The sequence below is a fragment of the Bifidobacterium sp. SKU genome (genome assembly GCF_026016405.1).
GTDB classification, from domain to species: Bacteria; Actinomycetota; Actinomycetes; order Actinomycetales; family Bifidobacteriaceae; genus Bifidobacterium; species Bifidobacterium bifidum.
This window is the reverse complement of sequence record NZ_CP092890.1, coordinates 660,791-686,694: the sequence shown is the minus strand read 5'-3', so window position 1 is coordinate 686,694 and position 25,904 is coordinate 660,791. Positions and strand designations below refer to the sequence as shown.

21 protein-coding genes and 1 pseudogene are annotated in these 25,904 nt (G+C 63.5%); 9 read left to right on the top strand and 13 right to left on the bottom strand.

The genetic code is table 11. The annotated features are described in order from the left end of the window. Positions 1-145: 145 nt before the first annotated feature. The gene (locus tag MMB49_RS02885) at positions 146-1,078 is read right to left on the bottom strand and encodes an AbaSI family restriction endonuclease (RefSeq protein WP_013363232.1); all 933 of its coding nucleotides are present in this window, start codon (positions 1,076-1,078) and stop codon (positions 146-148) included. A 232-nt stretch (positions 1,079-1,310) separates the two neighbouring features. Here MMB49_RS02885 and MMB49_RS02880 point away from each other — a divergent pair, with 232 nt between their 5' ends. The 3 genes from MMB49_RS02880 (at position 1,311) to MMB49_RS02870 (ending at position 7,184) form a co-directional block, all read left to right on the top strand. After that, on the top strand, positions 1,311-1,964 hold the full coding sequence (locus MMB49_RS02880; protein WP_047271703.1) for a class I SAM-dependent methyltransferase: 654 nt from the start codon (positions 1,311-1,313) through the stop codon (positions 1,962-1,964). A gap of 4 nt (positions 1,965-1,968) precedes the next feature. Then, positions 1,969-6,057, top strand: coding sequence for a DUF3418 domain-containing protein (locus tag MMB49_RS02875; RefSeq protein WP_047271701.1), 4,089 nt, complete (start codon positions 1,969-1,971; stop codon positions 6,055-6,057). Between the two features lie 80 nt (positions 6,058-6,137). After that, entirely contained in the window at positions 6,138-7,184 is a 1,047-nt protein-coding gene (locus tag MMB49_RS02870) for a hypothetical protein (protein WP_047271700.1), read from the top strand. Between the two features lie 70 nt (positions 7,185-7,254). Here MMB49_RS02870 and MMB49_RS02865 read toward each other — a convergent pair. Beyond that, positions 7,255-7,517 (bottom strand): annotated as a pseudogene (locus MMB49_RS02865) (MFS transporter); the annotation flags it as partial. Here MMB49_RS02865 and MMB49_RS02860 point away from each other — a divergent pair. Next, complete coding sequence (locus MMB49_RS02860; protein ID WP_320109767.1) at positions 7,399-8,427, top strand: DUF5067 domain-containing protein; 1,029 nt, start codon at positions 7,399-7,401, stop codon at positions 8,425-8,427. The pseudogene MMB49_RS02865 and the gene MMB49_RS02860 overlap by 119 nt on opposite strands. Before the next feature lie 236 nt (positions 8,428-8,663). Here the strand turns inward: MMB49_RS02860 and glnA are convergent, their stop codons facing one another. Then, complete coding sequence (gene glnA, locus MMB49_RS02855) at positions 8,664-10,001, bottom strand: type I glutamate--ammonia ligase (RefSeq protein WP_003812280.1); 1,338 nt, start codon at positions 9,999-10,001, stop codon at positions 8,664-8,666. Between the two features lie 106 nt (positions 10,002-10,107). Here glnA and MMB49_RS02850 point away from each other — a divergent pair, with 106 nt between their 5' ends. Beyond that, positions 10,108-11,553: a DUF2252 domain-containing protein gene (locus MMB49_RS02850; RefSeq protein ID WP_047271698.1), complete on the top strand. Its 1,446-nt coding sequence runs from the start codon at positions 10,108-10,110 to the stop codon at positions 11,551-11,553. Positions 11,554-11,626: 73 nt separating this feature from the next. Here the strand turns inward: MMB49_RS02850 and priA are convergent, their stop codons facing one another. The 6 genes from priA to hisD form a co-directional block, all read right to left on the bottom strand. Next, the gene (priA, locus tag MMB49_RS02845; RefSeq protein WP_013389648.1) at positions 11,627-12,352 is read right to left on the bottom strand and encodes a bifunctional 1-(5-phosphoribosyl)-5-((5-phosphoribosylamino)methylideneamino)imidazole-4-carboxamide isomerase/phosphoribosylanthranilate isomerase PriA; all 726 of its coding nucleotides are present in this window, start codon (positions 12,350-12,352) and stop codon (positions 11,627-11,629) included. A gap of 111 nt (positions 12,353-12,463) precedes the next feature. After that, the gene (gene hisH, locus MMB49_RS02840) at positions 12,464-13,114 is read right to left on the bottom strand and encodes an imidazole glycerol phosphate synthase subunit HisH (RefSeq protein WP_003812274.1); all 651 of its coding nucleotides are present in this window, start codon (positions 13,112-13,114) and stop codon (positions 12,464-12,466) included. Positions 13,115-13,182: 68 nt separating this feature from the next. Next, positions 13,183-13,896, bottom strand: coding sequence for a hypothetical protein (locus MMB49_RS02835; protein ID WP_047271696.1), 714 nt, complete (start codon positions 13,894-13,896; stop codon positions 13,183-13,185). Continuing rightward, on the bottom strand, positions 13,896-14,498 hold the full coding sequence (hisB, locus tag MMB49_RS02830; protein ID WP_003812269.1) for an imidazoleglycerol-phosphate dehydratase HisB: 603 nt from the start codon (positions 14,496-14,498) through the stop codon (positions 13,896-13,898). Before hisB ends, MMB49_RS02835 begins: the two co-directional genes overlap by 1 nt. 137 nt (positions 14,499-14,635) lie before the next feature. Then, positions 14,636-15,811, bottom strand: coding sequence for a histidinol-phosphate transaminase (locus MMB49_RS02825; RefSeq protein WP_003812267.1), 1,176 nt, complete (start codon positions 15,809-15,811; stop codon positions 14,636-14,638). 143 nt (positions 15,812-15,954) lie between these two features. Continuing rightward, the gene (hisD, locus tag MMB49_RS02820) at positions 15,955-17,352 is read right to left on the bottom strand and encodes a histidinol dehydrogenase (RefSeq protein WP_013363223.1); all 1,398 of its coding nucleotides are present in this window, start codon (positions 17,350-17,352) and stop codon (positions 15,955-15,957) included. A 197-nt stretch (positions 17,353-17,549) separates the two neighbouring features. Between hisD and MMB49_RS02815 the strand changes: the two genes are divergently transcribed. Further along, complete coding sequence (locus MMB49_RS02815; protein WP_047271694.1) at positions 17,550-18,506, top strand: hypothetical protein; 957 nt, start codon at positions 17,550-17,552, stop codon at positions 18,504-18,506. A 373-nt stretch (positions 18,507-18,879) separates the two neighbouring features. Here MMB49_RS02815 and MMB49_RS02810 read toward each other — a convergent pair whose 3' ends face one another. The 3 genes from MMB49_RS02810 to MMB49_RS02800 all read right to left on the bottom strand — a co-directional run bounded on the left by MMB49_RS02810 (position 18,880) and on the right by MMB49_RS02800 (position 21,000). Further along, entirely contained in the window at positions 18,880-19,209 is a 330-nt protein-coding gene (locus MMB49_RS02810; RefSeq protein WP_229940931.1) for a hypothetical protein, read from the bottom strand. A 360-nt stretch (positions 19,210-19,569) separates the two neighbouring features. Next, a complete protein-coding gene (locus tag MMB49_RS02805; RefSeq protein ID WP_014759983.1) occupies positions 19,570-19,980 on the bottom strand; it encodes a DUF4186 domain-containing protein in 411 nt (136 codons plus the stop codon). 111 nt (positions 19,981-20,091) lie between these two features. Then, complete coding sequence (locus MMB49_RS02800) at positions 20,092-21,000, bottom strand: aldo/keto reductase (protein ID WP_047271691.1); 909 nt, start codon at positions 20,998-21,000, stop codon at positions 20,092-20,094. 304 nt (positions 21,001-21,304) lie between these two features. Between MMB49_RS02800 and MMB49_RS02795 the strand changes: the two genes are divergently transcribed. The 3 genes from MMB49_RS02795 to MMB49_RS02785 all read left to right on the top strand — a co-directional run bounded on the left by MMB49_RS02795 (position 21,305) and on the right by MMB49_RS02785 (position 23,710). After that, positions 21,305-22,132: an aldo/keto reductase gene (locus tag MMB49_RS02795; RefSeq protein ID WP_003812255.1), complete on the top strand. Its 828-nt coding sequence runs from the start codon at positions 21,305-21,307 to the stop codon at positions 22,130-22,132. A gap of 139 nt (positions 22,133-22,271) precedes the next feature. After that, complete coding sequence (locus tag MMB49_RS02790) at positions 22,272-23,312, top strand: helix-turn-helix transcriptional regulator (protein ID WP_047271690.1); 1,041 nt, start codon at positions 22,272-22,274, stop codon at positions 23,310-23,312. 227 nt (positions 23,313-23,539) lie between these two features. Beyond that, entirely contained in the window at positions 23,540-23,710 is a 171-nt protein-coding gene (locus tag MMB49_RS02785; protein WP_229058026.1) for a DnaA ATPase domain-containing protein, read from the top strand. 187 nt (positions 23,711-23,897) lie between these two features. Here MMB49_RS02785 and MMB49_RS02780 read toward each other — a convergent pair whose 3' ends face one another. After that, a complete protein-coding gene (locus MMB49_RS02780; protein ID WP_047271688.1) occupies positions 23,898-25,775 on the bottom strand; it encodes an oleate hydratase in 1,878 nt (625 codons plus the stop codon). Between the last annotated feature and the right edge of the window lie 129 nt (positions 25,776-25,904).

The following is a 25,904-nucleotide window of genomic DNA, read 5'->3' as shown; positions in this document are numbered from 1 at the left end:
TATCCGTCACTCGACATCTGTCACTCGGCATCCGACACGAAACGCCCCTGCAGGCATGAACCACACCACGGTGGTCCGCATCGCAGGCGATCCGCATCGCATGCACGATGGTGAGTACGGAACGACGTTCTCCAAACGCTTGCCATTATCTGTGGATTGGCAGACAAGGCGTGCGATGAATCGGGAAGACGGTTTCGATGCGCTGGTACCGCTTTCGTGTTCCGTCCTCGCTGTTCGAGATCCGGCGGAACACGCCAACGAATCGATACGCCTGAATCCGCGTCACCGGGTCGGCGGACTTGGCGAACGTTATACGGATGTCATTGGGGTCGCCGTCGTCGCCGACCGGATCCACCAGATCGGCGTCCTCGTTGTATTCGTAGATATAGGTGCCGTCATCGGACAGCCGGTTGTTCCAACCGTTTGCCACGGCCTTCCCGCCTATGGCGAGCTTCGGGAACCAGACTCGATATCGGTCGCCGTACCATTGGCGCATCACGCTGGGGACGAACCAGGATTCCTGAAATCTCTTGTACTCGGAACCGCACAGCGTGTTGACCGCGTCGGCGATTCGGGGAAAGCCGACGTCATCCGCAACGCTGACGGCGTCCCTCGTCTTGTAGAACTCCTTGTAATCGACGTAGGCTTCCGTCCACGGCGTGAACTCGTTCGCCTGCCTGCGCCGTTCGATCTCTGCACGTATCCGCCGCACGCAGTCGTCGATGGATCGCTCCACCTGCTCATACGATCCGGAAACATCCACATGCAACGCCCGATAGTCCTCGCCGCGAATCTGACGCAGCACGTCCGTGATGGTTATCTCGCGCTCGCGGTCACGTTCCCGTTGCCTCTGATGATAGGCCTCATCGCATTCCACCCCGATCATCGCCTGAGGAAAATACAGGTCCACGAACGACCGACGCCCGTCAGGCCACAACACCAGCTGTTGTGTGACCGGCTTGACATCGTCCATCGCCAACCGGTTCCATATGGCATTGACGACGTAATTCTCGTAATCCTTGCGCTTCGTCCTCGAAAGCGCACGAATCAGGTATCCCAGTTTATCCGCACCACTCATGATCCCATCCTTTCGCCATTGATGGCGGAATCCATCCGCCCGACAATTGCATTGTGCACCACGCAATGTCACTGCGGTAGATATCTACCGGATAATTGCGCCAGAAAGCATTCTCGAAGAGGCGCAGCGCTCTCGAAGGCATAGGAATCCGCAGCCCTCCCCCGCTAACCATGCCTTTGACTATCATGGTTCCAAGTCGAAAGCCATCACTCATCTATATGCGGGAGAACGAATGAAAACGCAGCATGCCTCGGACGCCTCGAAGCGGGACGGGAACGCCACCGAACAGTATTTCGCCGCCGAACCGTCCTCCGAGGACGTTCGCCGTCGCATGAAGGTGACGCTGCGCGGGCAGGATGCCGTGGTCGAGGTGTCGAACGGCGTGTTCTCCGGCTCGCGCCTGGATCTGGGCACGTCGGTGCTGCTGCGCGAGGTGCCGGAGCCGCCGGAGATGGGGACGCTGCTGGATCTGGGCTGCGGATGGGGACCCGTGTCGCTTGCGCTGGCGTTCGCCTCGCCCAAGGCCGACGTCTGGGCCGTGGACGTGAACGAACGCGCGCTCGACCTGACCCGCGCCAACGCCAAGTCCAACGGCTGCGAGCACATCCATGCCGCGTCGCCGGAGCAGGTGCCGGCCGATCTGATGTTCGACGCGATCTGGTCGAACCCGCCGATCCGCATCGGCAAGGACGCGCTGCACGACCTGCTGATGACGTGGCTGCCGCGGCTCACCCCCGCAGGCGCCGCGTACCTGGTGGTGCAGAAAAACTTGGGCGCCGACTCGCTGATCCCCTGGCTCGCCACCGCGCTGGGCGACGATTATGAGGTGTCGAAGTATCATTCCGCGAAGGGATATCGCGTCATTGAAGTGTTGAGGAACAAGTAAACGGATGAAATTCACATATCCTTCCGAGCTGCCGGTCTCGGCGGCTCGCGATGACATCGCCAAGGCGGTGTCATCAAGCCAGGTCGTCATCGTCTCGGGCCAGACCGGTTCGGGCAAGACCACGCAGCTGCCGAAGATCCTGCTGGAGCTCGGCCGCGGTACGCACGGCCGGCAGATTGTACACACGCAGCCGCGCAGGCTCGCCGCGCGAACCGTCGCCGAACGCATCGCCTCCGAAATGGGCGTCCATCTGGGCGACGAGATCGGCTATCAGGTGCGGTTCACCGACGAGACGTCGCCGAAGACCCGGCTGCGCGTCGTCACCGACGGCATCCTGCTGGCGCAGATCCAGCGCGACCCCCAGCTGCGGCAATACGACACGATCGTCATCGACGAGGCGCATGAGCGCAGCCTGAACATCGACTTCCTGCTCGGATACCTCACCGCGCTGCTGCCGAAACGTCGCGACCTGAAGCTGATCATCACCTCGGCGACCATCGATTCGGTGAAGTTTCAGGAGCATTTCGAGCATGCGCTGCACGAGAAGGTTCCGGTCATCGAGGTCTCCGGCCGCACCTACCCCGTGCAGGTCGTCTACGAGCCGCTGGGCACTGCGCCCGCGCTGATGCGGCACGTGCCCGGATTCGAGACCGGCGCGATGCCCGGCGAGGAATCGTATGCCGAACTGTCGGCGGCACCCTCCGACGGCGGCCGGGACCGTGGCTCATCTCGCGAACCCGACATGGACATGCCCACGGCGGTCGCCAGGGCGTGCGCGGAGCTCATCATCCATTCCAGCCATGAGCGCGGCGCCCGCGACATCCTCGTGTTCGCCTCCGGCGAGCGCGACATCCACGAGTTCGAGAACGCGCTGCGCCGCCATTACGGCCCGCGCGCCGACGACATGCGCCACCCCGACGCCATCGAGATCATGCCGCTGTTCGCCCGCCTGTCGTCCAAGGAGCAGCACCGCGTCTTCGAGCCGCACACGCATCAGCGCATCGTCATCGCCACGAACGTGGCCGAAACGTCACTGACCGTGCCGGGCATCCGCTACGTGGTCGACCCGGGCACGGCCCGCATCAGCCGGTATTCAAAGACCGCCAAGGTGCAGCGGCTGCCCATCGAGCCGATCAGCCAGGCGAGCGCCGACCAGCGGTCCGGCCGGTGCGGCCGTATCGCGGACGGCATCGCCATCCGCCTGTATTCGCGTGAGGACTACGAGACCCGCCCTCGGTTCACCGAGCCGGAGATCCTGCGCACATCGCTGGGTGCCGTGGTGCTGCACATGCTGTCGGTGGGCGTCGCCCGTACGGCCGAGGATGTGACGAATTTCGGGTTCATCGACCCGCCGGACATGAAGGCGGTCTCCGACGGCTTCAACGAGTTGACGGAGCTCAAGGCGATCGGCCGCAAGCGCGGCGAGGTGACGCTGACGCATGTCGGACGGCAGCTCGCCCGCATCCCCATCGATGTCCGTCTCGGCCGCATGGTGATCGAGGCCGCGAAATCCAGCACGCCCGACACGTTGGCTGCCGTGCTGGTGATCGTGGCGTTCCTGAGCCTTCAGGATCCGCGTGAACGCCCGGACGAGGCCCGGGATGAGGCCGACCGCATCCACAACCGGTATGCGGATCCGTCCAGCGACTATCTGACCGCGCTGAACATCTGGGACCGTATCTTCCAGGCCGATGGCGAGCCGAGCAACAATGCGCTGCGCCGTATCTGCAAGAGCGAGTATTTCAGCTGGCTGCGCGTACGCCAGTGGAAGGACCTGGTCAATCAGCTGACGGAGATGTGCCGCGAACTCAAGTTCAAGGTCGGCTCCCCGCAGCCGGTCTCCCGCCCCGATCTGGCGGTACGCCAGCTGCCGATCAACCAGCAGGCGGCCCATTCGCTGTGCTGCTCGTGGGACGACCGCGGCATTCACACGTCGATGCTCTCCGGCCTGCTGTCGATGATGGGCATGCAGATCGTGCGCGAGCCGAAGGCCTCCGATTTCGCCGGTCTCAAGGGCGCGGCGAAGGCCAAGGCCATCAAGCGGGCTCAGAAGATGGCGAAGAACGACTATCAGGGCGCGCGAGGCACTCATTTCGCATTGTTCCCGGCCTCGGCCGTGGCCAAATCCACCCCGCAGTGGGTGATGAGCACGGAACTGGTGGAGACGAGCCGCCTGTGGGCGAGGTACAGCGCCGCCATCGACCCGGCGTGGGCCGAGCCGCTGGCCGGGCAGCTGACCCGCACCACGTATGCGGAGCCGCACTGGTCTGGTTCGCGCGGCTCCGCCGTCGCCACGGCGAAGGTGCTGCTGTACGGTCTGCCGATCATCTCGGACCGCACCGTGCAATGGGGGCGCATCAACCCCATGGAGGCCCGCGACTTCCTGATCCGGCAGGGCCTTGTCGAGGGGGACGTCCAGCAGCGGTTCAGCTATGACGATTTTCTGGCCCGAAACCGCGACATCCTGGACGAGGCGGCCGAGGACGCCAGTCGCACCAGGCAGGTCTCGCAGTCCGTCAGCGACGAGGACCTCTACGACTTCTACCAGTCGGTCATCCCCAATGACGTGACCTGCGTCGCCGACCTGGCGAAATGGTGGAAGCGCGAGCACGGCGAACACCCGCATCTGCTCGATTTCGACCCGGACAAGGTCGAACGCCTGTCATCGGCGGAGTCGGTGAGCCTCGCCGACTATCCGGACCATTGGCATGCGCTCGGCACGGACGGCCAGCCGATCGACCTGCGGCTCAGCTACATCTACGACCCGCACGACCCCGCCGACGGCGTGACCGTGCACGTGCCGCTCAAGGCGCTGTCCCGTCTGACACCGGAACAGTTCACATGGAACGTTCCCGGACTGCTCGACGAGCTGATCGTGGGGCTGATCAAGTCCCTGCCGAAATCACTGCGCGTGCAGTTCGTGCCCGCACCGGACACCGCGCGCAAGATCCGCGCATGGATAGACGACCGGTATCCGGCCCTGCCCGGCACCGGCACGTCCGACGGCCAGGGCCACGCATGGCCCGACCTGCCGCACGTGTTCACCCAGGCGGCGATCGACACCGTGGGCGCTCAGATCCACCCGGAGGTGCTGACCGGCGAACTATGGGAGAAGCTGCCCGCCTATCTGCGGATGACGTTCTCCATCGAGCAGCAACTCCCCGCGCCGCGCAACGCACGCGGACGGCGGCATGCACGCGGCCCGGTGAAGGTACTGGGTTCGGGCAAATCCCTGACCGCGTTGCAACGGCAGTTCGCCGAACAGGCGGAGGCATCCGCTCGGCGCATGGTCGAACACAAGGCGGAACAGGCCGCCAGCCGGGGCAAACTGGTCGAACAGGCCAACCTGCTGCACAAGGCCGGGGCGACGAGCGAGTCGCGCGCGGTGATGCTGTGGCGGGGCGCCCTGGACGCGCTGCGCATGCCTTCGGAGCGTATCTCGTCTCGGTGGCTCGGCGCCGAGGCGCTGATGCTCGCGTCGGCGCCATACCCCTCCACCAAGGCGCTGGTGGAGGACCTGCAGCTGGCCACCGTCAAACGTCTGCTGCCGAACATCGACACGCTCCCCGACGACGATGCGCTCGCCGATGCGGTGATGGGGGTGACCGAGGTCTACGAGGACACCGTCTACGCACTCGCCCATGATGTCATCGCCATCCTGCGCGCGTACGCGAATGTCGACAAGGCGACCTCCGGCAAGGCCGACCTGCCGATGCTGTCGGTGCTGCAATCGGTGCGCGAGCATATCGCCACGCTGGTGTTCCCCGGGTTCATCGGCGCGACGCCGCCCGCCGCCCTGCCGCGCATACCAAAGTATCTGGAGGCCGACCTGATCCGTCTCACCAAGGCGAAGAACGACAAGAACCGCGACGTGCGATGGGCCTGGGAGGCCGACGAGGCGCGACAGCTGGTCGACAAGGCCGTTCAGCGTGCCAAGACGGAGCCCGCGGGCCCACGCCATGAGGCACTGACGAAACAGGCCGACGACGCGCGCTGGATGCTGGAGGAGTTCTACGTCTCTCTGTGGGCCCAGGAGCTTGGCACCGCGAAGCCGGTCAGCTTGCAGCGAATCAAGAAAACGCTCGGCAAATAGCGCTGTGCGCGGCCTCTCCCCCGTCGCCGCGCACGGCCAGTCCGCGCATCCAACATATCCCCGCGCTACAATGACGGACGATGACAACACGTAAGAAGCAGGGGAACAACACCGGGCGGACCGGAGGACGGAACGGCGGCAAGCAACGCAACCGCCGGCCCGGTACGGCCGCCAAGAAAAACATCAGGGGAAACAACACCAAAAACACCAGGCGTGGCACAGCGGCACGGTCCGCGATCCGCCGCCCGAAGCCGAATGCCCGACGCAACACGCTGCGCCGCTGGTGGAAGCGGGCTGGATGGCGCAGGCGCATCCTCGCGGTGGCGGGCACCGCGCTGGCGGCGGTGTGCGCCGTGGCGCTGGCGTGGGGCACCACCTCGTTCGTCGGACAGCGCATCGCGCTCGTGACGGCCGAGGAACGACAGCAGGATCTGGGCGACCGATACGGTTTCGACCCGGGCAACATCATCTCCGACGGCCAGTTCTTCAACGGCTATGCGATGAGCCGCACCGAAGTGCAATCGTTCCTCGATGAGCACGGCGGCGACTGCACCGGGACGGGATGCCTGAAAAACCGCACGTTCGACACCACGGACCAGCCCGATGACCGGTACTGCGACGGATACGACGGCGCCAAGGGAGAGACTGCGGCGACGATCATCGACAAATCGTCGCGATCATGCGGCATCAGCCAGAAAGTGCTGCTCACCGTACTGCAGAAGGAACAGCAGCTCGTCACCGCGAGCAAGCCGACCGACTTCCAGTTCAAGGCGGCCATGGGCCTGAGCTGCCCCGACGACAACGACTGCGACCCGCAGTACGCCGGCTTCTTCCGGCAGGTCTACGGCGCGGCGCATCGATACAGGTATTACGTGCGGCATGAGGCATCATACGGTTACCATGTCGGCAAGCTCAACTTCGTCAGGTTCCATCCGAACACGAGCTGCGGCGGCGCCAACGTGGTCATCGGCAACAAGGCGACCGCACTGCTGTACATCTACACACCCTACCAGCCGAACGAGGCCGCGCTCGCCGCTGGAGCCGGGGAAGGAGACTCCTGCTCCAGCTACGGCAACAGGAACTTCTCGATCATCTACCGGGGATGGTTCGGAGACGCAAGGCACTGAGACGGCCATTGCCGGCCCGCATGCGGAACTGCGGCAGAAAACCGACCTTCGCCATGTGGCTGTAATGCGGCAGCACCGCGTAATTCGGCGCGAGCGCACACAGGATGTTGCCGGCGAGGAACACGCCGGCAACGTCAGATGGGTGGCGAACCGCGACACCAGATTGCCGACCGTGACCTCTAAGACCCGCAACCCATGGGCGATGTCGGGCAGGATGCCCACGACCACGAAATCGCTCATGCCCAGCACGAAACTGGACGCGATCAGCGTGACGGCCGGCAGCGTGAAGAAGCGTTCGCTCCCCTGCCGCCCACGGATGGCGGAACCGGACATGACCGTACCCCTGCTGTTGTTTCTTCTTCCAGACGGAACATACATTAGCGGCACCTCCTGCCGCGCAAGGCCCCCGAGCCCCGCAGACGAACCAGGCGGGCCGGCACGGACCGGAGCGGGCGATGCGTCCCTCAATCTGTCCTACAACGGCCATCCATATCGCGGCGGCTACGGACACGTACAGTCCAAGAGCGACCGCAAACCCGGCGGAGCCACGAAGCGCCAGCGCCGATCCTGGGTTGCCGTCATCGCCATAATCGTGTTCGCGCTGGGATCAAACCTGGTGAGTCATATCATCAGCACAGGCGGCAGCAGCGACTCGGACGACTCATCGCACTCATTCAAGTCGCCCTCCCAAGACAACAAGCCGACCCGCGTGAAAACCGGCGAGACGACATCGTTCAGCAACCGGAAGGCCACGGTCACCATAGCCAAGGCGACCACCGGCCCCACGGATTACGACGGGCACAAGACGGTGATCATCACCTACCACTGGAAGAACACCGGCGATGCCAATACGACCTTCGGGGAACTCGCCATGGACCTGCAGGCGTATCAGAGCGGCATCGGCCTGAACAAAACCTACCTGCACAGCCGCGGCGGCTCATCCATCGAAGGGCACAAGACGCAGTCGAACGACATCAAGATCGCCAAGGGCGAGGAAAGCGACGCAACCATCGCGTACCAGCTGAACGACGCGACGGGCGACCTGTACGTCATAGCCAATCAGGCGACCCGCTACCATGAGGGCATCATGTCCGCGTTCAAGGCACCGACCAGCGGCACGCAATACGAGCAGGTCCAGCCTGACGACATCGCTCCCGCCCCGAAATCCACCGAGGCGGAGAAGCGCAAGATGAAGCGGATCAGCAGCTACAGCGGGACGCCCTCGTCTCCATCGACGACGTGACGACGGACCCCGACGACTATCAGGGCCGTCACACCATCATCGTCACCATCACATGGGTGAACCAATCCGAGGCCAATGAGCCATTGTCCAACGCCGCGCAAGGTCGAGTGACCGCAGCGGCATCCTGCGGCGGTCGGTTCGGCAAGCAAAAACGGTGTGGGGATGATGGCCGGATCAGCAGCCATCATCCCCACACCGTTTCTTGTTTGCCGGTAGTCGGCCGGTTTCACGTCACGTCAGAGCTTGGGCAGGTACTTCTTCAACTCGTACGGCGTGACCTGGCCACGGTATTCGTCCCATTCCTGATGCTTGTTGCGCAGGAAATACTCGAACGCATGCTCGCCGAGCACGTCCGCGACGAAATCGGACTTCTCCATGATCTTCAGTGCGGCGTCCAGCGAATCCGGCAGTGGCTCGATGCCCATCGCCTGACGTTCGGCGTCGGTCAGCTCCCACACGTCGTCGCTGGTCGGCTCGCCCAGCGTCATCTGCTGTTCGATGCCGTCCAGACCGGCGGCGAGCAGCACCGAATACGCCAGATACGGGTTCGCCACCGGGTCGAGTCCACGGAACTCCATACGCGCGGAGTTGCCCTTGCCGGGCTTGTACTGCGGGATGCGCAGCAACGCGGACCGGTTGTTGTGACCCCAGCAGATGTAGCTCGGCGCCTCAGCACCACCCCACAGTCGCTTGTACGAGTTCACGAACTGGTCGGTGACCGCGCAGATCTCCGCCGCATGATGCAGGATGCCCGCGGCGAACTGTCGGGCGGTCAGGGACATGTTGAACTCCTGGCCGGCCTCGTAGAACGCGTTGGAATCACCCTCGAACAGGCTCAGGTGCGTGTGCATGCCGGAACCGGGCGCGTCGGCGAGCGGCTTGGGCATGAAGCTGGCGTGGATGCCGCGCTCCAGCGAGATTTCCTTGACGACCGTGCGGAACGTCATGATGTTGTCGGCCGTGGTCAGCGCGTCGGCATACCGCAGGTCGATCTCGTTCTGGCCGGGACCCGCCTCATGGTGCGAGTATTCGACGGAGATGCCCATCTGCTCCAGCATGTTGACGGTGGCGCGGCGGAAGTCCATGCCCGGGCTGCGCGGCACATGGTCGAAATAGCCGCCCTCGTCGATTGGAGTCGGCGCCTTCGACCAGTCGGTCTGGTTCTCGAACAGATAGAACTCAATCTCCGGGTGCACGTAGAACGTGAAACCCTTCTCCTTCGCCTTGGCGAGCGCACGCTTGAGCACGTGGCGCGGGTCACCCAGGGACGGCTCGCCGTCGGGCGTGAGAATGTCGCAGAACATGCGAGCGGTACCCTGCGGGCCGCCACGCCACGGCAGTATCTGGAACGTGGACGGGTCGGGCTGCACGATCATGTCGTCCTCCGACACGCGCGTCATTCCCTCGATGGCGGAACCGTCGAAGCCAAGCCCCTCCTCGAACGCCGCCTCCAACTCGGCGGGCGCGATGGCCACGGATTTCAACGTGCCCAGCACGTCAGTGAACCACAACCGAATAAAGCGCACGTCGCGTTCCTCGACCGTGCGCAGGGCAAACTCTTGCTGCTTATCCATAATCCCTCATGGTTTCACGTCCGTGTTACGAGACTCGTTAACATGCCATCGGACACGCCGGGGCATCGCCGGAATGTCGCTCCCGCGTCGGCGTTATCGTGGAGCCATGAGCGAGAACCATCCCATCATCGATATGTCATGGCACATGGCCGACACGCCGCTGGGGCAGGCCAAGGCCGGCATCGCGCTGCGCAAGACCACACCGTTGGAGAGCCACGCCGACTGGAAGATCGTGTCGCGCCGGCGCGACGTGATCGGGCTTTTGGAGGAACAGTCGGCGCAGCGGGTGCCGGATCTGATCCCGCTGAGGTACTACCGCATGAGCGATTCCGCGTTCACGTTCTACCGCGGCACCGCGCTCATCATGGCGAACGACCTCGCGCACACGCCGACCACCGGCATCCCCGTCCAGGCGGTCGGCGACGCGCATATCGGCAATTTCGGCATGTTCCGCTCCCCCAGCGACCGGCTCGTGTTCGACATCAACGACTTCGACGAGACAACCACGGGACCGTGGGAATGGGACGTGAAGCGGCTCGCGGTGTCCGTGGAGATCTGCGGGCGGGCGAACGGCATCAAGGAGAAGGACCGGCGCAACGCGGTCGCACGCTGCGTGCACTCGTACCGCGACCATATCCGCCAGTTCTCGCAGATGGACTTCCTCGACGTCTGGTACGACCATCTCGACGTGGAGGCGGCGCTCGACCATTACGAAAGCACGGTGAACGGCAAGCGCAACCGCACGTTGCGCGACGCCGCGCTGCGCGCGTCGGTGCGTGATTCCGACCATGCGGCCGCGAAGCTCACCTATCTTGACAGCGGCGAGAAGCGGCTGCGGTTCCGCTCGAAGCCGCCGGAGCTGGTGCCGATCAGCGAGCTGCAGGACTATGCGGATCTCGGGGTGCTGCGGGAGAGGCTGGACGCACTGTATGACAGCTACCGGCAAAGCCTGTACGAGGACCGGCGTTACGTGCTGAACCGTTACCGGTACCATGACACCGCCCGCAAGGTCGTGGGCGTCGGCTCGGTCGGAACCCGCGCCTGGGTGTCGATTCTCACCGGACGGGGGCTTGACGACCCGCTGATGCTGCAGATGAAGGAGGCCAACGAGTCGGTCTTCGAACGGTTCGTCGGCCGCTCGCCGTATGCGACGCATGGCGAGCGTGTGGTGCAGGGGCAGAAGCTGATCCAATCCACCGCCGACGTGCTGCTCGGCTGGGCGAGTTTCGTGGCGGAGGACGGCCGGCCGCGCGACTATTACGTGCGCCAATTCTGGAACGGCAAGGGCTCGATCGACATCGATCATCTGAACGCGCTGGGATTGTCGGATCTGGGCCGCATGTGCGCATGGTGCCTGGCGCACGCGCATGCCCGCACCGGCGACAGCGTGGCCATCGCCAACTATCTTGGGGGCACCGACGAGTTCGACCAGGCGATAGCCGCGTTCGCCCAGGCGTATGCGGAGCAGAACGAGGAGGATTACTCCCTGTTCAGGAAGCTCATCAAGAAGGGCGAGCTCCCCTGCTCGAAGAAAAGCGGCACGAAGAAGTGAGCAGGGGCCGCCGGCCGCCCAGCCGACGGTGACGGGCGGCGGGGGGGGCGGCCCCTGTCGACAGCCGTATCGGTCAGCGGGCGACTTCGAGCGCCTCTTCGAGCGTGAACGCGCGGGCGTACAGCGACTTGCCGAGGATGGCCGAGTCCACGCCGAAATCGGAGAGGATCTTGATATCGCGCAGGTCGTCCAGCTTGCTGATGCCACCGGAAGCGGTGACCTTGGCATCGGTGCGTTCCGCGACCTCGCGCAGCAGGTCGATGTTCGGGCCGCTCATCATGCCGTCCCGCGCCACATCGGTGACGACGTAGCGGGAGCATCCGACCGAGTCGAGGAACTTCATCGTCTCGAACAGGTCGCCACCCTCCTTGACCCATCCGCGGGCGGCGAGCGTGTGGCCGCGCACGTCAAGTCCGATGGCGACGCGGTCGCCGTACCGCTTGATGACCGAGGCGGTCCATTCGGGGTTCTCCAACGCGGCGGTGCCGATGTTCACGCGGGCCGCTCCGGCCTCCAGCGCGGCGGACAGCGAGTCGTCGTCACGCACGCCGCCGGACATCTCGATGTTGACCTTGTCGCCGAGCTCATGAACAATCTCACGCAGCTGCGCGCGGTTGTTCCCCGTGCCGAACGCCGCATCCAGATCGACGAGATGAATCCACTCGGCGCCGGCCTCGACCCACGTGCGGGCCGCTTCGAGCGGGCTGCCGTAGTCGGTCTCTGAGCCGGATTCGCCCTGGCGCAGGCGCACGGCCTTGCCGTCGCGCACGTCGACCGCGGGAAGCAATGTGAGTGACATGGTTGTTCTCCTTTGGAATCGTTGAAGTCGTTGAGGCTCGGGGCCCGCCGTCCGCGTTGCCGGGTGAGTCGGGGTTCCCGGCCGCGCCGGCTGGTCATGCCGTTCAGCCGGCTACTTCGAGAACGTGCCGACCCAGTTGCGCAGCAGCTGTTTGCCGGCGTCGGCGGACTTCTCGGGGTGGAACTGGGTGACCGACAGCGGGCCGCGCTCATAGGCGGCGACGAATCTGCTGCGGCCATACGTGCACCACGTGATATGCTCGTCGCCGCCCAGATCGACCTGCTCGGCGCTCAGATCCTTCGCGGTGGCGCTCATCGCCGCGTAGGAGTGCACAAAATAGAACCGTTCGTTCTCCACGCCTTCGAGCAGCGCGGAACCGGACGGCGCTTCGACCGTGTCCCATCCCATGTGCGGCACGACATCGGCATCCAGCAGATCGACGGTACCGCCGATCAGTCCAAGTCCTTCGGTGGTGTCTGCGTGCTCGTTGCCGCGCTCGAACATGATCTGCTCGCCCACGCACACGCCCAGCACGGGGCGGCCGGCACGCAGACGGTCGAGGATGACGCGGTCGCCCGACACCTCGCGCAGGCCGGTCATGCAGGCGGCGAACGCGCCGACGCCGGGCACGACCATGCCGTCCGCCTCAAGCGCCTGCCGGTAGTCGGAGGTCAGTGTCGTGTCAAGGCCGAGATTGGCGAGCGCACGCACCATGGAACGCACGTTGCCGAATCCATAGTCGAATACCACCACCGATGTCATGTCGTCTCCTTCAGTCTGAAAATCCTTGGCTGCACGGGCACGGGCGGCGTCAACCGCCGGCCGCCCGATTATTCGATGCGCGACGAGCCGCGCCCGAACTTCGTGTGTTCCGCGATGACGGCCATGGCCTGGTCATGGTCGAGATCCGCGGACTGTTCGACTTTCATGCCGGTGCCGATCAGGCCGTCCTCGTCGGTGATGCCAAGCAGCAGATCCTCCACGAACGGCGCCGTCGATGTGAACAGCAGCGGCGGGGCGATCGTCTGCCCTGGCTTGCCTTGCAGATAGACGGTCGCCTCCAACTTGTCCGCACGGTTGACGGCGAGCACCAGCGACATGCCCGACACGACGATGGTGAGGTCGCGTGCCGCGACTTCGGGCCCGTCGCCGTCAAGGTTGCGCAGGATGGCCACGGCCCCTTCCTCCGATCCGATGCAGTCGGCGGACACGTCCGACAGCTGGCAGAACGCGGCGAGCAGGCGGGCGGACGCGATGCGCGTAATCAGCACGGCGGCCTTCGCCTTGTTGCCCAGAAGCCCTTGCAGCTCGTCGTCGAACGCGGCCGCGGTGTCGGCCTCCTGTGCCTGACCGGAATCCGCGGCTCCCGCATCGTCTGCGAGGCTGTCGGCCGCGGCGTCGTTCGCCGGTTCGCCGGCAGCCGCGTTCGAATCGCGGAATTCCTTCTCGAATCCGTCCAGCGCGGCCTCAAGTTCCTCGTCGCTGAAATGGATGTCGTCGTCGAAACCGTCGTCTCCGCCGTGCCTGTCGTCGTTGCCGCTCATCACAGTGCGCCCTTCGTGCTGGGGATCAGGCCCTGGATGCGCGGATCCGGCTCGACCGCGAAGCGCAGCGCCCGCGCGAGCGCCTTGAATTCGGCTTCGGCGATGTGGTGGGGGTCGCGGCCGGCGAGCACCTGCATGTGCAGGCAGATGCCGGCGTGGAAGGCGATGGATTCCATGACGTGGCGTACCAGGGAGCCCGTGAAGTGGCCGCCGATCATGCAGTATTCGAAGCCGTCGGGTTCGCCGGAGCACACGCAGTACGGACGGCCTGAAATGTCGACGACGGCCTTGGCGAGTGCCTCGTCGAGCGGCACGGTGGCGTCGGCGAAGCGGCGGATGCCTCGCTTGTCGCCGAGCGCCTGCTTCAACGCCTCGCCGAACACGATGGCCGTATCCTCGACGGTGTGGTGCACGTCGATGTCGGTGTCGCCGTGCGCATGAATCGTCAGGTCGATGAGCGAATGCTTGCCGAGCGCGTTCATCATATGGTTGTAGAACGGCACGGAGGTGTCGATGTCGGTCTTGCCGGTGCCGTCAAGGTTCAGGCTGAGTTCGATGTGCGATTCGCTGGTCTCGCGGACGATGTGCGCGGTACGCGCCATGATGTGCTCCTTGGTCCTTGATCCTGATATGTCCCGATAAGTCCCGGCTTGCCTGCCGGCCAGTGTGCCGGTCGGCGGTCGCCGACGACGGGTCATGACGTTAATGGTCGCGCGCGCCGCCGGCGTTTCGGGAGTTGTTATCTGCTTTCTACAATACGCAATGCTTCGGTCAGCGCGTTACGGAATTGTTCCATCTCCTTGTCGGTGCCCATGCACATGCGCAGCCAGCCGTCCGGGCCGACCACGCGGATGAGCACGCCGCGCCTGAGCAGCTCGTCGAAGATGGCCTCGCGGTCGTCGAAATGCCCGCCGAACAGCAGGAAGTTCGAACCGGACTCGGCCACTTCGAGCGGCTCGCCCTTGTAGGTCTGACGTGACAGCCATTCGGCGGTGGATTCGCGGATCTCGCGCAGGTGCTCGACGCGGCTCAGCTGCTCGTCGGTGTGTTCGAACGCCGCGAGCGCGGCGGCCTGGGTCACGGCGGACAGGTGGTAGGGCATACGCACGATGCGCACGCAGTCGATGATGCCCTTGCTCGCGGCGAGATAGCCGACACGTGCGCCGGCGAATGCGAACGCCTTGCTCATCGTGCGGCTGACGGCGAGGTTCGGGTGGTTCTTGATGAGCGAGACCGCGCTCGGCGTGCCGGGCTTGCGAAACTCCACGTACGCCTCGTCGATGACGAGGATCGGGTGGACGCCTTCGCCCGCGCCCGCCACGTCGGCGGTCTCGCAGGCGGCGAGGATGCGTTCGATGTCAGCCATCGGCAGCGGCGTGCCGGTGGGGTTGTTCGGGCTGGTGAGCAGCACCATCGAGGGCTTGACCTCGGCGATGGCCTCGATTACCCTGTCGACGTTCAGCGTGAAATCGGCGTTGCGGTGGGCGAGCTTCCAGCCAGTGAACGTGTCGCGCGCGTATTCGGGGTACATGGAGTAGGTCGGGTCGGCGCCCAAGGCGGTGCGGCCCGGGCCGCCAAAGGCCTGGAACAGCTGGAGCATAATCTCGTTGGAGCCGTTCGCGCCCCACAGTTCGTCCACGTCGAGACGGGTGCCGGATTCGCGGGCGAGGTAGTCGGAGAACGCCTGGCGAAGTTCGATATGCTCGCGATCCGGGTAGCGGTTGAGCGTGGGCGCGATCTCACGCACGCGCCTGGCGATGGTGTCGCACACGGCCGGATCCGGCGCATACGGGTTCTCGTTGACGTTCAGGCACACCGGCACGTCGAGCTGCGGCGCGCCGTACGGCTCCTCGCCGATCAGATCGTTCCTGAGCGGCAGGCTCGCCGGAATTGCATTGCTGTTGTTCTCACTCATTGCTCTCTGTTCTTTCCGTCTATAGTCCCGCTGACGGGGGTTGTATTCGCATCCGTACGCGGCACATTCGATCCGCTCATCGCCCCCGCTGGCGGGGGCTGTCTGCGCGGCAGACTGGGGGGGGCAAACCACCCAAGCAGCCCTTAGCGCAGACCGGCTTCCTTCTCCTGTTCGCGCAGCGTGGCCTTGTCGTACGGATCCTTGACGAAGCGCGACAGGACACACTCGCCGTGGGCGGGCAGGTCCTCGGAGACGGCGAAGGCGTTGATGCGCGCGGCGAGGGCCTTCAGGCCCTCCTTGTCGTATTCGATGACCTCGACGGGCTTCATGAACGTGTGCACGCCGAGTCCCGCAGCGAAGCGGGCGGTGCCGCCGGTGGGCAGCACGTGGTTGGAGCCGGACATGTAATCGCCCAGCGGCACCGGGGAGTACGGGCCGCGGAAGATGGCGCCCGCGTTCTTGATGCGTGGCACGATGGCGTCCGCGTCGGCAGTCTGGATTTCGAGATGCTCGGCCGCATATGCGTTGGCCGCGTCGATGGACTGGTCGAGGCTGTCGGTCAGGACGATGGCCGACTGGCTTCCGGACAGCGACGTGTGGACGCGCTCGGCGTGTTCGGTGCGCGGCACGCGGTAGTTCAGGGACTCCTGAACCTTCTCGGCGATCTCGGTGGAATCGGTGAACAGCACGGAGCCGGCGAGCTCGTCATGCTCGGCCTGACCGATCAGGTCGGCGGCCAGCAGGCTCGGGTCGGCGGTCTTGTCGGCGATGATGCCGATCTCGGTGGGACCGGCGACCGCGTCGATGCCCACGAACGCGGAGACGAGCGACTTGGCGGTGGCCACGAAGATGTTGCCCGGGCCGGTGATCTTGTCGACCGGGTCGCACAGCACGTCTCCGTCCTGCGGCTCGGAGCCCTTGGCTCCGTATGCGAACATGGCGATGGCCTGGGCGCCACCGACCGCGTAGACCTCGTCGACGCCGAGGATGGCGCAGGTGGCGAGGATGGTCTTGTTGGGCAGTCCTTCCGCGTTGTCGCGTGCGGGCGGAGTGGCGATGGCCAGCGACTCGACGCCAGCGGCCTGCGCCGGCACGGCGTTCATGATCACGGAAGACGGGTAGACAGCCTTGCCGCCGGGCACGTACAGACCGACGCGCTGGATCGGAATCCAACGCTCGGCGACGCGGGCGCCTTCGGCCAGATCGGTGTAAAAGTCCTTCGGCACCTGGTTGGCGGCGACGGCGCGTGCGCGACGCACGGACTCCTCGATGGCGGCGCGTACTTCGGGATCAAGCGTCTCAAGTGCCGCGGTCATCGCCTCGACCGGCACGCGCAGGTGCTCGGGACGCACATGATCGAACTTCTCCTCGAAGTCTCGCAGGGCCGCGGCGCCGCGTTCCTTGACGTCGTCAAGAATAGGCCGCACCAGATCGGTGGCTTCGGAAGTGCCCATCGCGGCGCGCGGCATCGCGGCAAGTAACTCGGCGCGGGACAGGTTCTTGCCCCGCAGATCAATGATTCGCATGATGTTCTCGCTCATAACGCCCTATCGTACCAATGCACGCTGTCGTAATCCTCCCAGAATCGCCGTATCACCCACATCGTGAGAAATCGCAGGCTCGTCGGCGATGTGGATAGCTGTGGATATCCATGCATTCATCCACATATCCACATTTTTTCCATGGTTCATCACACCGACAGCGCGAATACGCTACCGTGACATTCATGAACGATGTGATGCCCCAGCCGATGGGCGAGAGAACGCCCATGACGCAATCGCTGCGCGACCGCGCCCAGGATGCCATCATGTGCTGCGCCGCATTGGCGTGGCGCATCGGAGGCAATGTGCTGTTCGGCATGACCACCGCTCTCGCCCTGCAGCAGGTGCCGTTGCCGGAGGTCTGCGATCTGGACGCGGAGATGCTGCACATCACCTCCAGCACTCCCGACAGGAGGCGGCGCCGCATTCCCGGCACGCATCCGCATGTATGGAAGCTGATCGCCACTTATCCTGATGCTTGCGTACCGATCAAGGGCAATGTATTCGCGTTGCATCCCTTCCATGCCTGGGCGCAGCTGTCATCACACGTGTCCTTGGAGGAACTCGTCATACTGGCGGAGGCCATCATCACCGCCATATCGAAATCATCGGGCAGATATCCCCGACTGGTCTTGTCGTCCTTGCGCGAGTTCATCGACAATGCGCCATACTTTCTCGGGAAGACCGCTTGCCGGACCGCACTGCAGCTGGTCAAGGCCAACGTGCTGTCGCCGAAGGAGAGCAAGGCGAGACTGGTACTCCTCCGGCACGGCCTGCCCGACGCGGAGGTCAACTGCCATGTCGACAGGGCGATGTTCGATTCGGGCAAGCCAATGAGCCTGGACATTGCATGGAAGCATTTCAAGGTCGCCGTGGAATACGACGGCGATCATCATCGGACCGACAAGCACCAATGGCGCAGGGATCGCAAAAAACGAGACCGGCTTCGGCAATTGGGTTGGACGATCATCGTCATAACGGCCGATGACATCAGAGACGAGGTCGCATGTGCCGAATTCGCGCTCAGTGTCGCGCGTGAGCTTACCCTCCGCGGCTGTGACGTCGATTTTCATGTGATCGCCATGACGGTCGAGGAGCTGGCACGCCGGGAAAAGGCGGCTGACCGAAAAAAGCGACGTGAATCCGCGGTCTGACACGAGTCGCATCATCATGCCATGCACCGGCAGGGCCGCGCCATCCATGCTTCGAGATTCACCGTCTGCAATGTGAGACGATCGGCGTCGAGTCTGTACCACACCAGCGAAAAAACACGTCTTTTAGGCATTGTGTGGCAATTCGCGTGCCTCACAATGCGATGTTAACCTTATCATTCTCTGGTATGGTACAGCGCGGGTAGACGGCTGAAACCACAAACCGCCATTTTCCAACGGTTTGCTCGCCACGTGTAAACATCTCTACATACGGACGTGGCCACACCACGCTCAAAACCGCCGAAATTGCCCTGGTGTGGCACAACTTCGACAGCCCGGTCACCTCTACACCGGTCCGGCGCAGGCCCGCGCCCGGTCATTCCTGCAGATAGTACACGGCATCGTCAGCAGGAGGCACATTCATGCGTTCGGCCAGGAAACATAGACAGGGACGCGACGAATCCGGCTTCTTCTTTCCCTTGACATCCGTCGGACGGATGATCTCCGCACTGCCGTAACCGGCATTCGAGCAATTGTCAAAGCCGATGATGCCACCCGGGCACCGATAGTCGGTGTCAGGCCCCTTCAGTTCCACGCCGCCCCCGTCAATCAGGAACATCCGGGAGCGGGTCAGAGCCGCGAAAATCGATGGAGTACTCCCCGCATACGGTCCGAGCCCCTGAAAACGCAATGCGATCAGTCTCATAGCCCACCGTGTCGGTGTCCGCTGATGCCACGGACGCCGTGAATCCCGCTCCCGAAAGAAGCGTCATGGCCACTATCAGTGCCACCACGCACCGCTTTCCTTGAAAGTAGTTGTCTGATTTTTCCATTACAAACCAGTAATTTCCCTTTCGCGACGACCGTGATATGAGACAGGTTCCGTCTTGTGTCATCATCGCCGTAACTTCCTCTGCGACTGAGAAACAGTCATTTATCCAGCATCGACGCAACGCCTTCACAAAATAATCACGATTGTAATCGCCTTCATATTTTTTTCGGCGGCGGCAACATCGGCCCCGAACCGTATGCCTCGCCCGCGGCGGATGCAGCACGATGGACGAGCTCAGACGGCGGGATGACGTATGAGATCGCGCTCTATCCACGCCATGACCAGGTCCGCCAAGCGATCGATTTCGGCATCGGTGAGCTCCCTGCCTTGGGGAAGATGGTGCCATTTGGCGATGCACCCGCGGCAGCACGTGGCGGTGGCATGCTGCGCGGTAAACACCGGATGCCCGCGCCACGGCGTCTGGCGCCCGTCGTTGCGCGGATTCGCCGCCCCGATGCGGGCGCGCAGCAGCTCGCGGGCATGGCGATCGATCACGGCCTTGCCCTTCGCCCGCGCATACGCGCGGTCCTTCGCCGACAACTCGAATTTCGCACGGAATGAGGAGCGCGAAAGCCGGTTCAGCGTGTCATCGATCCACCGGCGTTCGGCACCATCGTCCGCATCATCCGGCAAGACCCGCTCCATTTCACCATCCATACCGCACACCTCCGCACAACCCACGCCCGCTTACATCTCGCCCATAGACCAAGCCGCAGCCGACTGGGGGTGATCCCGCCGACCGCCCCCCCGCCACAATCAGATATTGCCGCGCACGTGCTGGTCGGCCCACGACTGGGAATGCATGAAGGTCGCCGGATCGGCGCTGACGTTGTCATGCGGGTCGTCGAGCGCATCGATCGCCGCCAGTTCGGCCGACGTCAAATCGAAATCGGAGCTGGCGAGGTTCACCCGCATGCGTTCCACGTGCTTCGACTTGGGGATAATGATGCGCCCCTCCTGCGTGTGCCAGCGCAGCACCACCTGCGCCGGCGTGACATCATGCGCCTTCGCCGCGGCGACGACGGGCTCGGATTCGATGTCCTTTCCGTGGCCGAGCGGGCTGTATGCCTCGACGGCCACGCCGTTCGCCGCGCAGAACGCACGGTTTCCCGGCTGGTTGAACCGAGGATGGACCTCGATCTGGTTCACGGCCGGGGTCTCACCGGAATCCTCGATCAGCGCACGCAGGTGCTGCGGCAGGAAGTTGCTGACGCCGGGCACACGGACCGCGCCTTCGTCGCGCAGTTTCAGCAGCGCGCGCCACGTCTCCTTGAAGAACCCCGCCGCGGCGAATGGCCAGTGGATCAGATACATGTCCACCACGTCGACGCCGAGGTTGCTGCGGGAACGGTCGAACGCGACCATCGTCGAATCATACCCCTGGTCGCAGTTGCGCAGCTTGGTCGTCACCCACACCTTGCCGGCCATGCCGGTGGCCTTCAGCGCGTCGCCGACCTCTTTCTCGTTGTAGTACGCGGCCGCGGTGTCGATGTGCCGGTAGCCGATCTCCAGCGCCTCCTCGACCGCGCGCTGTGTGTCTTCCGGCGGAATCTGGAACGTGCCGAACCCTATCTGAGGAATCACCGAATGCGCCTTGTCGTTCAGCGTCAGCTTCGGAGCCTCGGCACTCCCCTGCTGCCCCCGCGTCGTGTCATCACTCATCATATGCCTCGTTTCCCCACGGATTCGCGGCGGACGATCGCCGCCGCCCGGCACCCCACGGCGCCACACCTGCGAACCAGTACTCATGGTAATACGCGGCCATGCATGCGCAAGCGTCATCGTTCATCTCTTGCCCACCCGCGGTCGGGCACGGCGAGGAAACGCCCCCCCTCAGTCCCGGCCGGGACCTGCGATTTGGGACGCCCTGCGGGCGCAGCATTGCCTGCTCGCCTGTCGACTCGCCTTCGCCGGCATCACTACAATTGTCTGCGACGCATCATCGGCAATATCACAGGAGACAACGGTCATGGCGATTCAATCGACGATCACGCTGAACAACGGCACGGTCATCCCGCAGATCGGTCTGGGCGTGTTCCGCACGCCGGACGGCGACACGACGGTAAACGCGGTGCAGGCCGCGTTGGAGAACGGATATAGGCATATCGACACGGCGATGATATATCGCAACGAGACGTCTGTCGGCGAGGGAATCCGCCGTTCCGGCGTGCCGCGAGGCGACCTGTTCGTCACCACCAAGCTGTGGAACGACGACATTCGCGCGCACCGCGGCAAAGAAGCGTTCCAGGAGAGCCTCGACCGCCTGGGCATGGATTATGTGGATCTGTATCTGATCCACTGGCCGGCGGACGTCTGGCAGCAGGCGTGGGACGACCTGCAGGAGATCTATGCCTCCGGGCGTGCGAAGGCGATCGGCGTGAGCAATTTCCAGCCGCATCATCTCGCCGACCTGCTGAAGAACAGCGACGTGACGCCGGCCGTCGATCAGATCGAATCCTCGCCGCAGTTCACCAACCAGCCGCTGGTGGACGAGCTGTCCGCCAAGGGCATCGCCACCGAGGCGTACAGCCCGCTGGGCGGCACCGGCGGCGACCTGCTCGCCATCCCCGAGCTGGCCGAGATCGGCGCGAAGTACGGTAAGTCCGCTGCGCAGACCGTGATCCGCTGGCACATCCAGCGCGGCGTCGTCGTGCTGCCGAAGTCCACGCACGCCGATCGCATCAGGCAGAACATCGACGTGTTCGACTTCGTGCTGTCGGACGATGACATGGCTGCGATCAGTGCCATGGACACCGGCAAGCGCAACAGCGCCGACCCGGACAATTTCGATTTCTGATGGATCCTTATCCGTGTGGCGTATCGCTCTCAATGAGAGCGATACGCCACACGCAACAGGCGATGATATGATTACCGGTAGTTATCTACCGTTTTAATCACCCAGGTGGCACGGTATCCGTCAAGGGAGAGGAGACATCGTGGCTGCATCATCGGCACTCCCCACCGCTCAGATCGTCATCGAAATCCTGGAACAGCTCATCAAGCACACCGACCCCGAGCACGGCCTCACTGCCGCGGAAATCAGCAAACGCATCAATGTATCCGACAAAACCGTGCGCGGGCATCTCAAGGCATTGCAGTCCATGACGCCGTTCGACCGCCATGTGGGCCACCTCGACCGGCAGGATCTGGTCAACGCGGAAAGCGCCAACCCCCGACCCGGCTGGTACATCGAACCGGTCTTCGACATCGCGCAGATGCGCCTGCTCGTGGACGGCGCGGCGCTGTCGAGCTCGGACGGCGAATACCTACGCGAACTCATCGCCAAGATCTACACGTTCGCCGGCAAATCCGGCCAATTGCGCGGCCTCGAACAACTCACCACGCCCAAGAACTACAATACGGAGTTCCTCAACAACATCGAGATTCTGAACGATGCCATCGCATACGGGCGCGTGATCCGGTTCCGGTACTGCACGTACGACGTCAACGGCAATCTCGTCCCCCGCCGTAACGGCGACGGCGACATCAAGACATATCTGGCGGACCCCTACCACCTGATGTACAAGAACAGCAAATACTACCTGCTGTGCCACATGCACCGGTATGACTCGCTGTCCTACCTGCATGTGGAACGCATCCGGGACCTGTCCATCGAGGGGCCGGACCACTCACTCAAACGCACGCTCGACAGCTTCAGCCCCACGCCGGGGCAACCGTTCGACATCGTGCGGCATATGAACGAGCGACCTTATCCGATGGACGGCAAGGCGACGCCGATCCACATGAAGATCCACGGGGCGCTTGAACCGCTGTACGACTGGTTCGCCGACGCCGATGTCGTCCAGACCGGCGAGCGCGAATACGATGTGCACGTCGTCGCGAACGAACACGCGACCCTTTGGTGGGCGTTGCAGTACGCGGATTCGCACATCATCGAGATATTGTCGCCGGCTTCATTGCGCAAGATGCTGCACGATACCGGGGAATATCTGGTGTCGACATACGCGCAACAATAAGAGGAACATATCTACCGGATAAGTGAATCGGACCCTATGTTGGAATCCCCGCATTCGGTGAGGCGAATCCGTCTACCGAATGGAGGACAACCCACAGGAGACGATCATGCCCGCCATCAATCTGACTGCACGTCTGAACAGGGATCAGACATTCGAAACGCTCGCGCTGACTCCCTTCCGCGAAGTGCCTCTATCTCACCAGTGAGGATCATGCCAATGAATTCGTCATGACGGCGCAGGATGCCGACCCGCAACAAGACCGGATCACCCTGTCCGGCAACCGGTTTAGGCATATCGACATGGTACTCATCGACGACTTCCAGTACTTCGCCGGCAGGACGGCCTTGCAGGAGCAACTGCTGCAGACGCTGAGAGCATTGCATCAGGCGGGGCGATGACACAGCCCGCGATACGCAGCGAACCGTTCTCACTGGGAAACGTGCGAGCCCTGCGGTCCGCCAAACGAACACGGAACCCTTCAGAGGCCCGGAATTCCGGGCCTTACCGAAATGTTCACTTGTGCGGTTACGCGAGGAATCCTCACACGTTTCCTAATGAGAACGGTTCGCTGCGAGGCCGATGCCGTCAGATCGCCCCGTACTCGCGCAGCAGCATGCCGATGTCGGTCTTGCCGAGCTTCTTGAGGACCTTCTTCATAACGGCGCGCTCCACGACATTGAGCTTCATATCGGTGACCGGGGAGCCATCGCGCAGTTTGACCGTGGCGTTGAGCAGGTTGCGCACGTCGTAGACGCTGCCCCACACCTCCGGCACGCCGCGGTCCACGTCAAGCAGCGTGTACACGGCCTCCATGCCGGTGCGCATCGAGTATTCGGTAGTGAAGATCGTGTCGCGCGGTGTCTCGGCGAACTGGCCGAGGAACGCAAAGTTCACAGCGCCATCCGGCACCACGTCCGGCCGATCACCGGCCGAACGCGGCATGAAGAACGCGGTGATGTACGGCATCATGACCGGCACGGTGTTCGCGTGGGATTTCGCGAGCGCCTCGATCTTGTCGGTCGGCACGCCCATGTGGTACAGCCATTCCTCGCAGATCTCCTCGCCGGTGCATTCGGTCATCGGCTTCTTGATATAGTTGCCCGGCTTGTCGGGGAACAGGCCATACACCCATACGCACAGCTGGTCCTTGGGCTGGTCACGGAACTGCTGCTGGCGGTTGAGCGTCCAGCTCATCAGCCAGTTGGAGTCCTCCACGGTCACGATGCCACCGGTCACCACGCGCCCGGAGAACGGGTCGCGCTTGCAGATGCGTTTGATGTACGGCGGAATCTCTGCGTCGAGCGTAGTCACCGTGGCGCTCATCCACTTGGTGGCATCCGGGTCCGAGCAGAATGTGTCGGGATGCCCGAAGCTCGGGTCCTGCTTGGCGATGCGCCGCCACATGTCCCAACCGCCACCGGGCTTGAGGTCCGGATTCCATGCGGCCGGCGAATGCTGGGATCCCATCGTGGAGTTCTCCACGCAACCGCCGTTGGTGATGAACACCAGATCGTTCTGCGTCAGGTCGATGGACGACTTGTCACCTTCGTGGTCGATGTCGATGCGGACGGCGAGTTTCTTCGTGTTCGTGCCGTACGGGTTGCGCTTGAAGAAGCCGGACGTGGCCTGGATCTTCTGGATCGTGTCCTGTCCGACCCCGGTGCGCTCACGTTCGGGTCCGTTCCCGCCGCCGATCGCAAACTCGACGTTCTCGACCTTGGTGTTGTAGTGGAACTGCACGCCGTGCGCTTCGAGGTACTTCACCATCGGCAGGATCATCGACTCGTACTGGTTGTATCGGGTGAACCGCAACGCGCTGAAGTCCGGCAGACCGCCAATGTGGTGGATGTACCGTTTGATGTACAGTTTCATTTCCAGCGCGGAATGCCAGTTCTCGAACGCGAACATGGTGCGCCAGTACAGCCAGAAGTTGGATTTCAGCACCTCGTCGTCGAAGAAATCGGTGATCGGCTTGTCGTACAGTTCCTCGTCCGGAGTGAAGAACAGTTTCATGATCTCCATCGAGGCCTTGTCGCTCAGCCCGAATTTGCCCTGGAGTCCCGCATCTTGCCCGCGGTCCTTGGTGGCGCGGCACAGCGAATAGTTGGGGTCGTCCTTGTTGAGCCAGTAATACTCGTCGAGCACGGAGACGCCTTCGGTCTCGATCGACGGGATAGAGCGGAACAGGTCCCACATCACCTCGAAGTGGTTGTCCATCTCGCGCCCGCCGCGCATGACATAGCCGAGGCCGGGGATGTCGGCGCCGTCGCACGCCCCGCCGGCCACCGCGTCCTTTTCGAGGATGTGGATGTTCTTGCCCGGCATCTGCGCATCTCGCACCAGATAGCAGGCCGCCGACAGCGCCGCAAGTCCCGTACCGATGATGTACGCCGACTTGCCGTCGACACCCGCCGGCTTCTTCGGTCGTGCGAACGCTTCATAGTTGCCACTGGAATAGTACATATTCCGCCTCCTTGAGGATATTGTGGATGTCTGCGACATCATTACCAGACATGATGTCGCATTTCTTTCGTCCCCGCCATAGACATTAGTCGGTGTTTTGAAGGATTTCCAGAAGCGTCCATGCCGTTC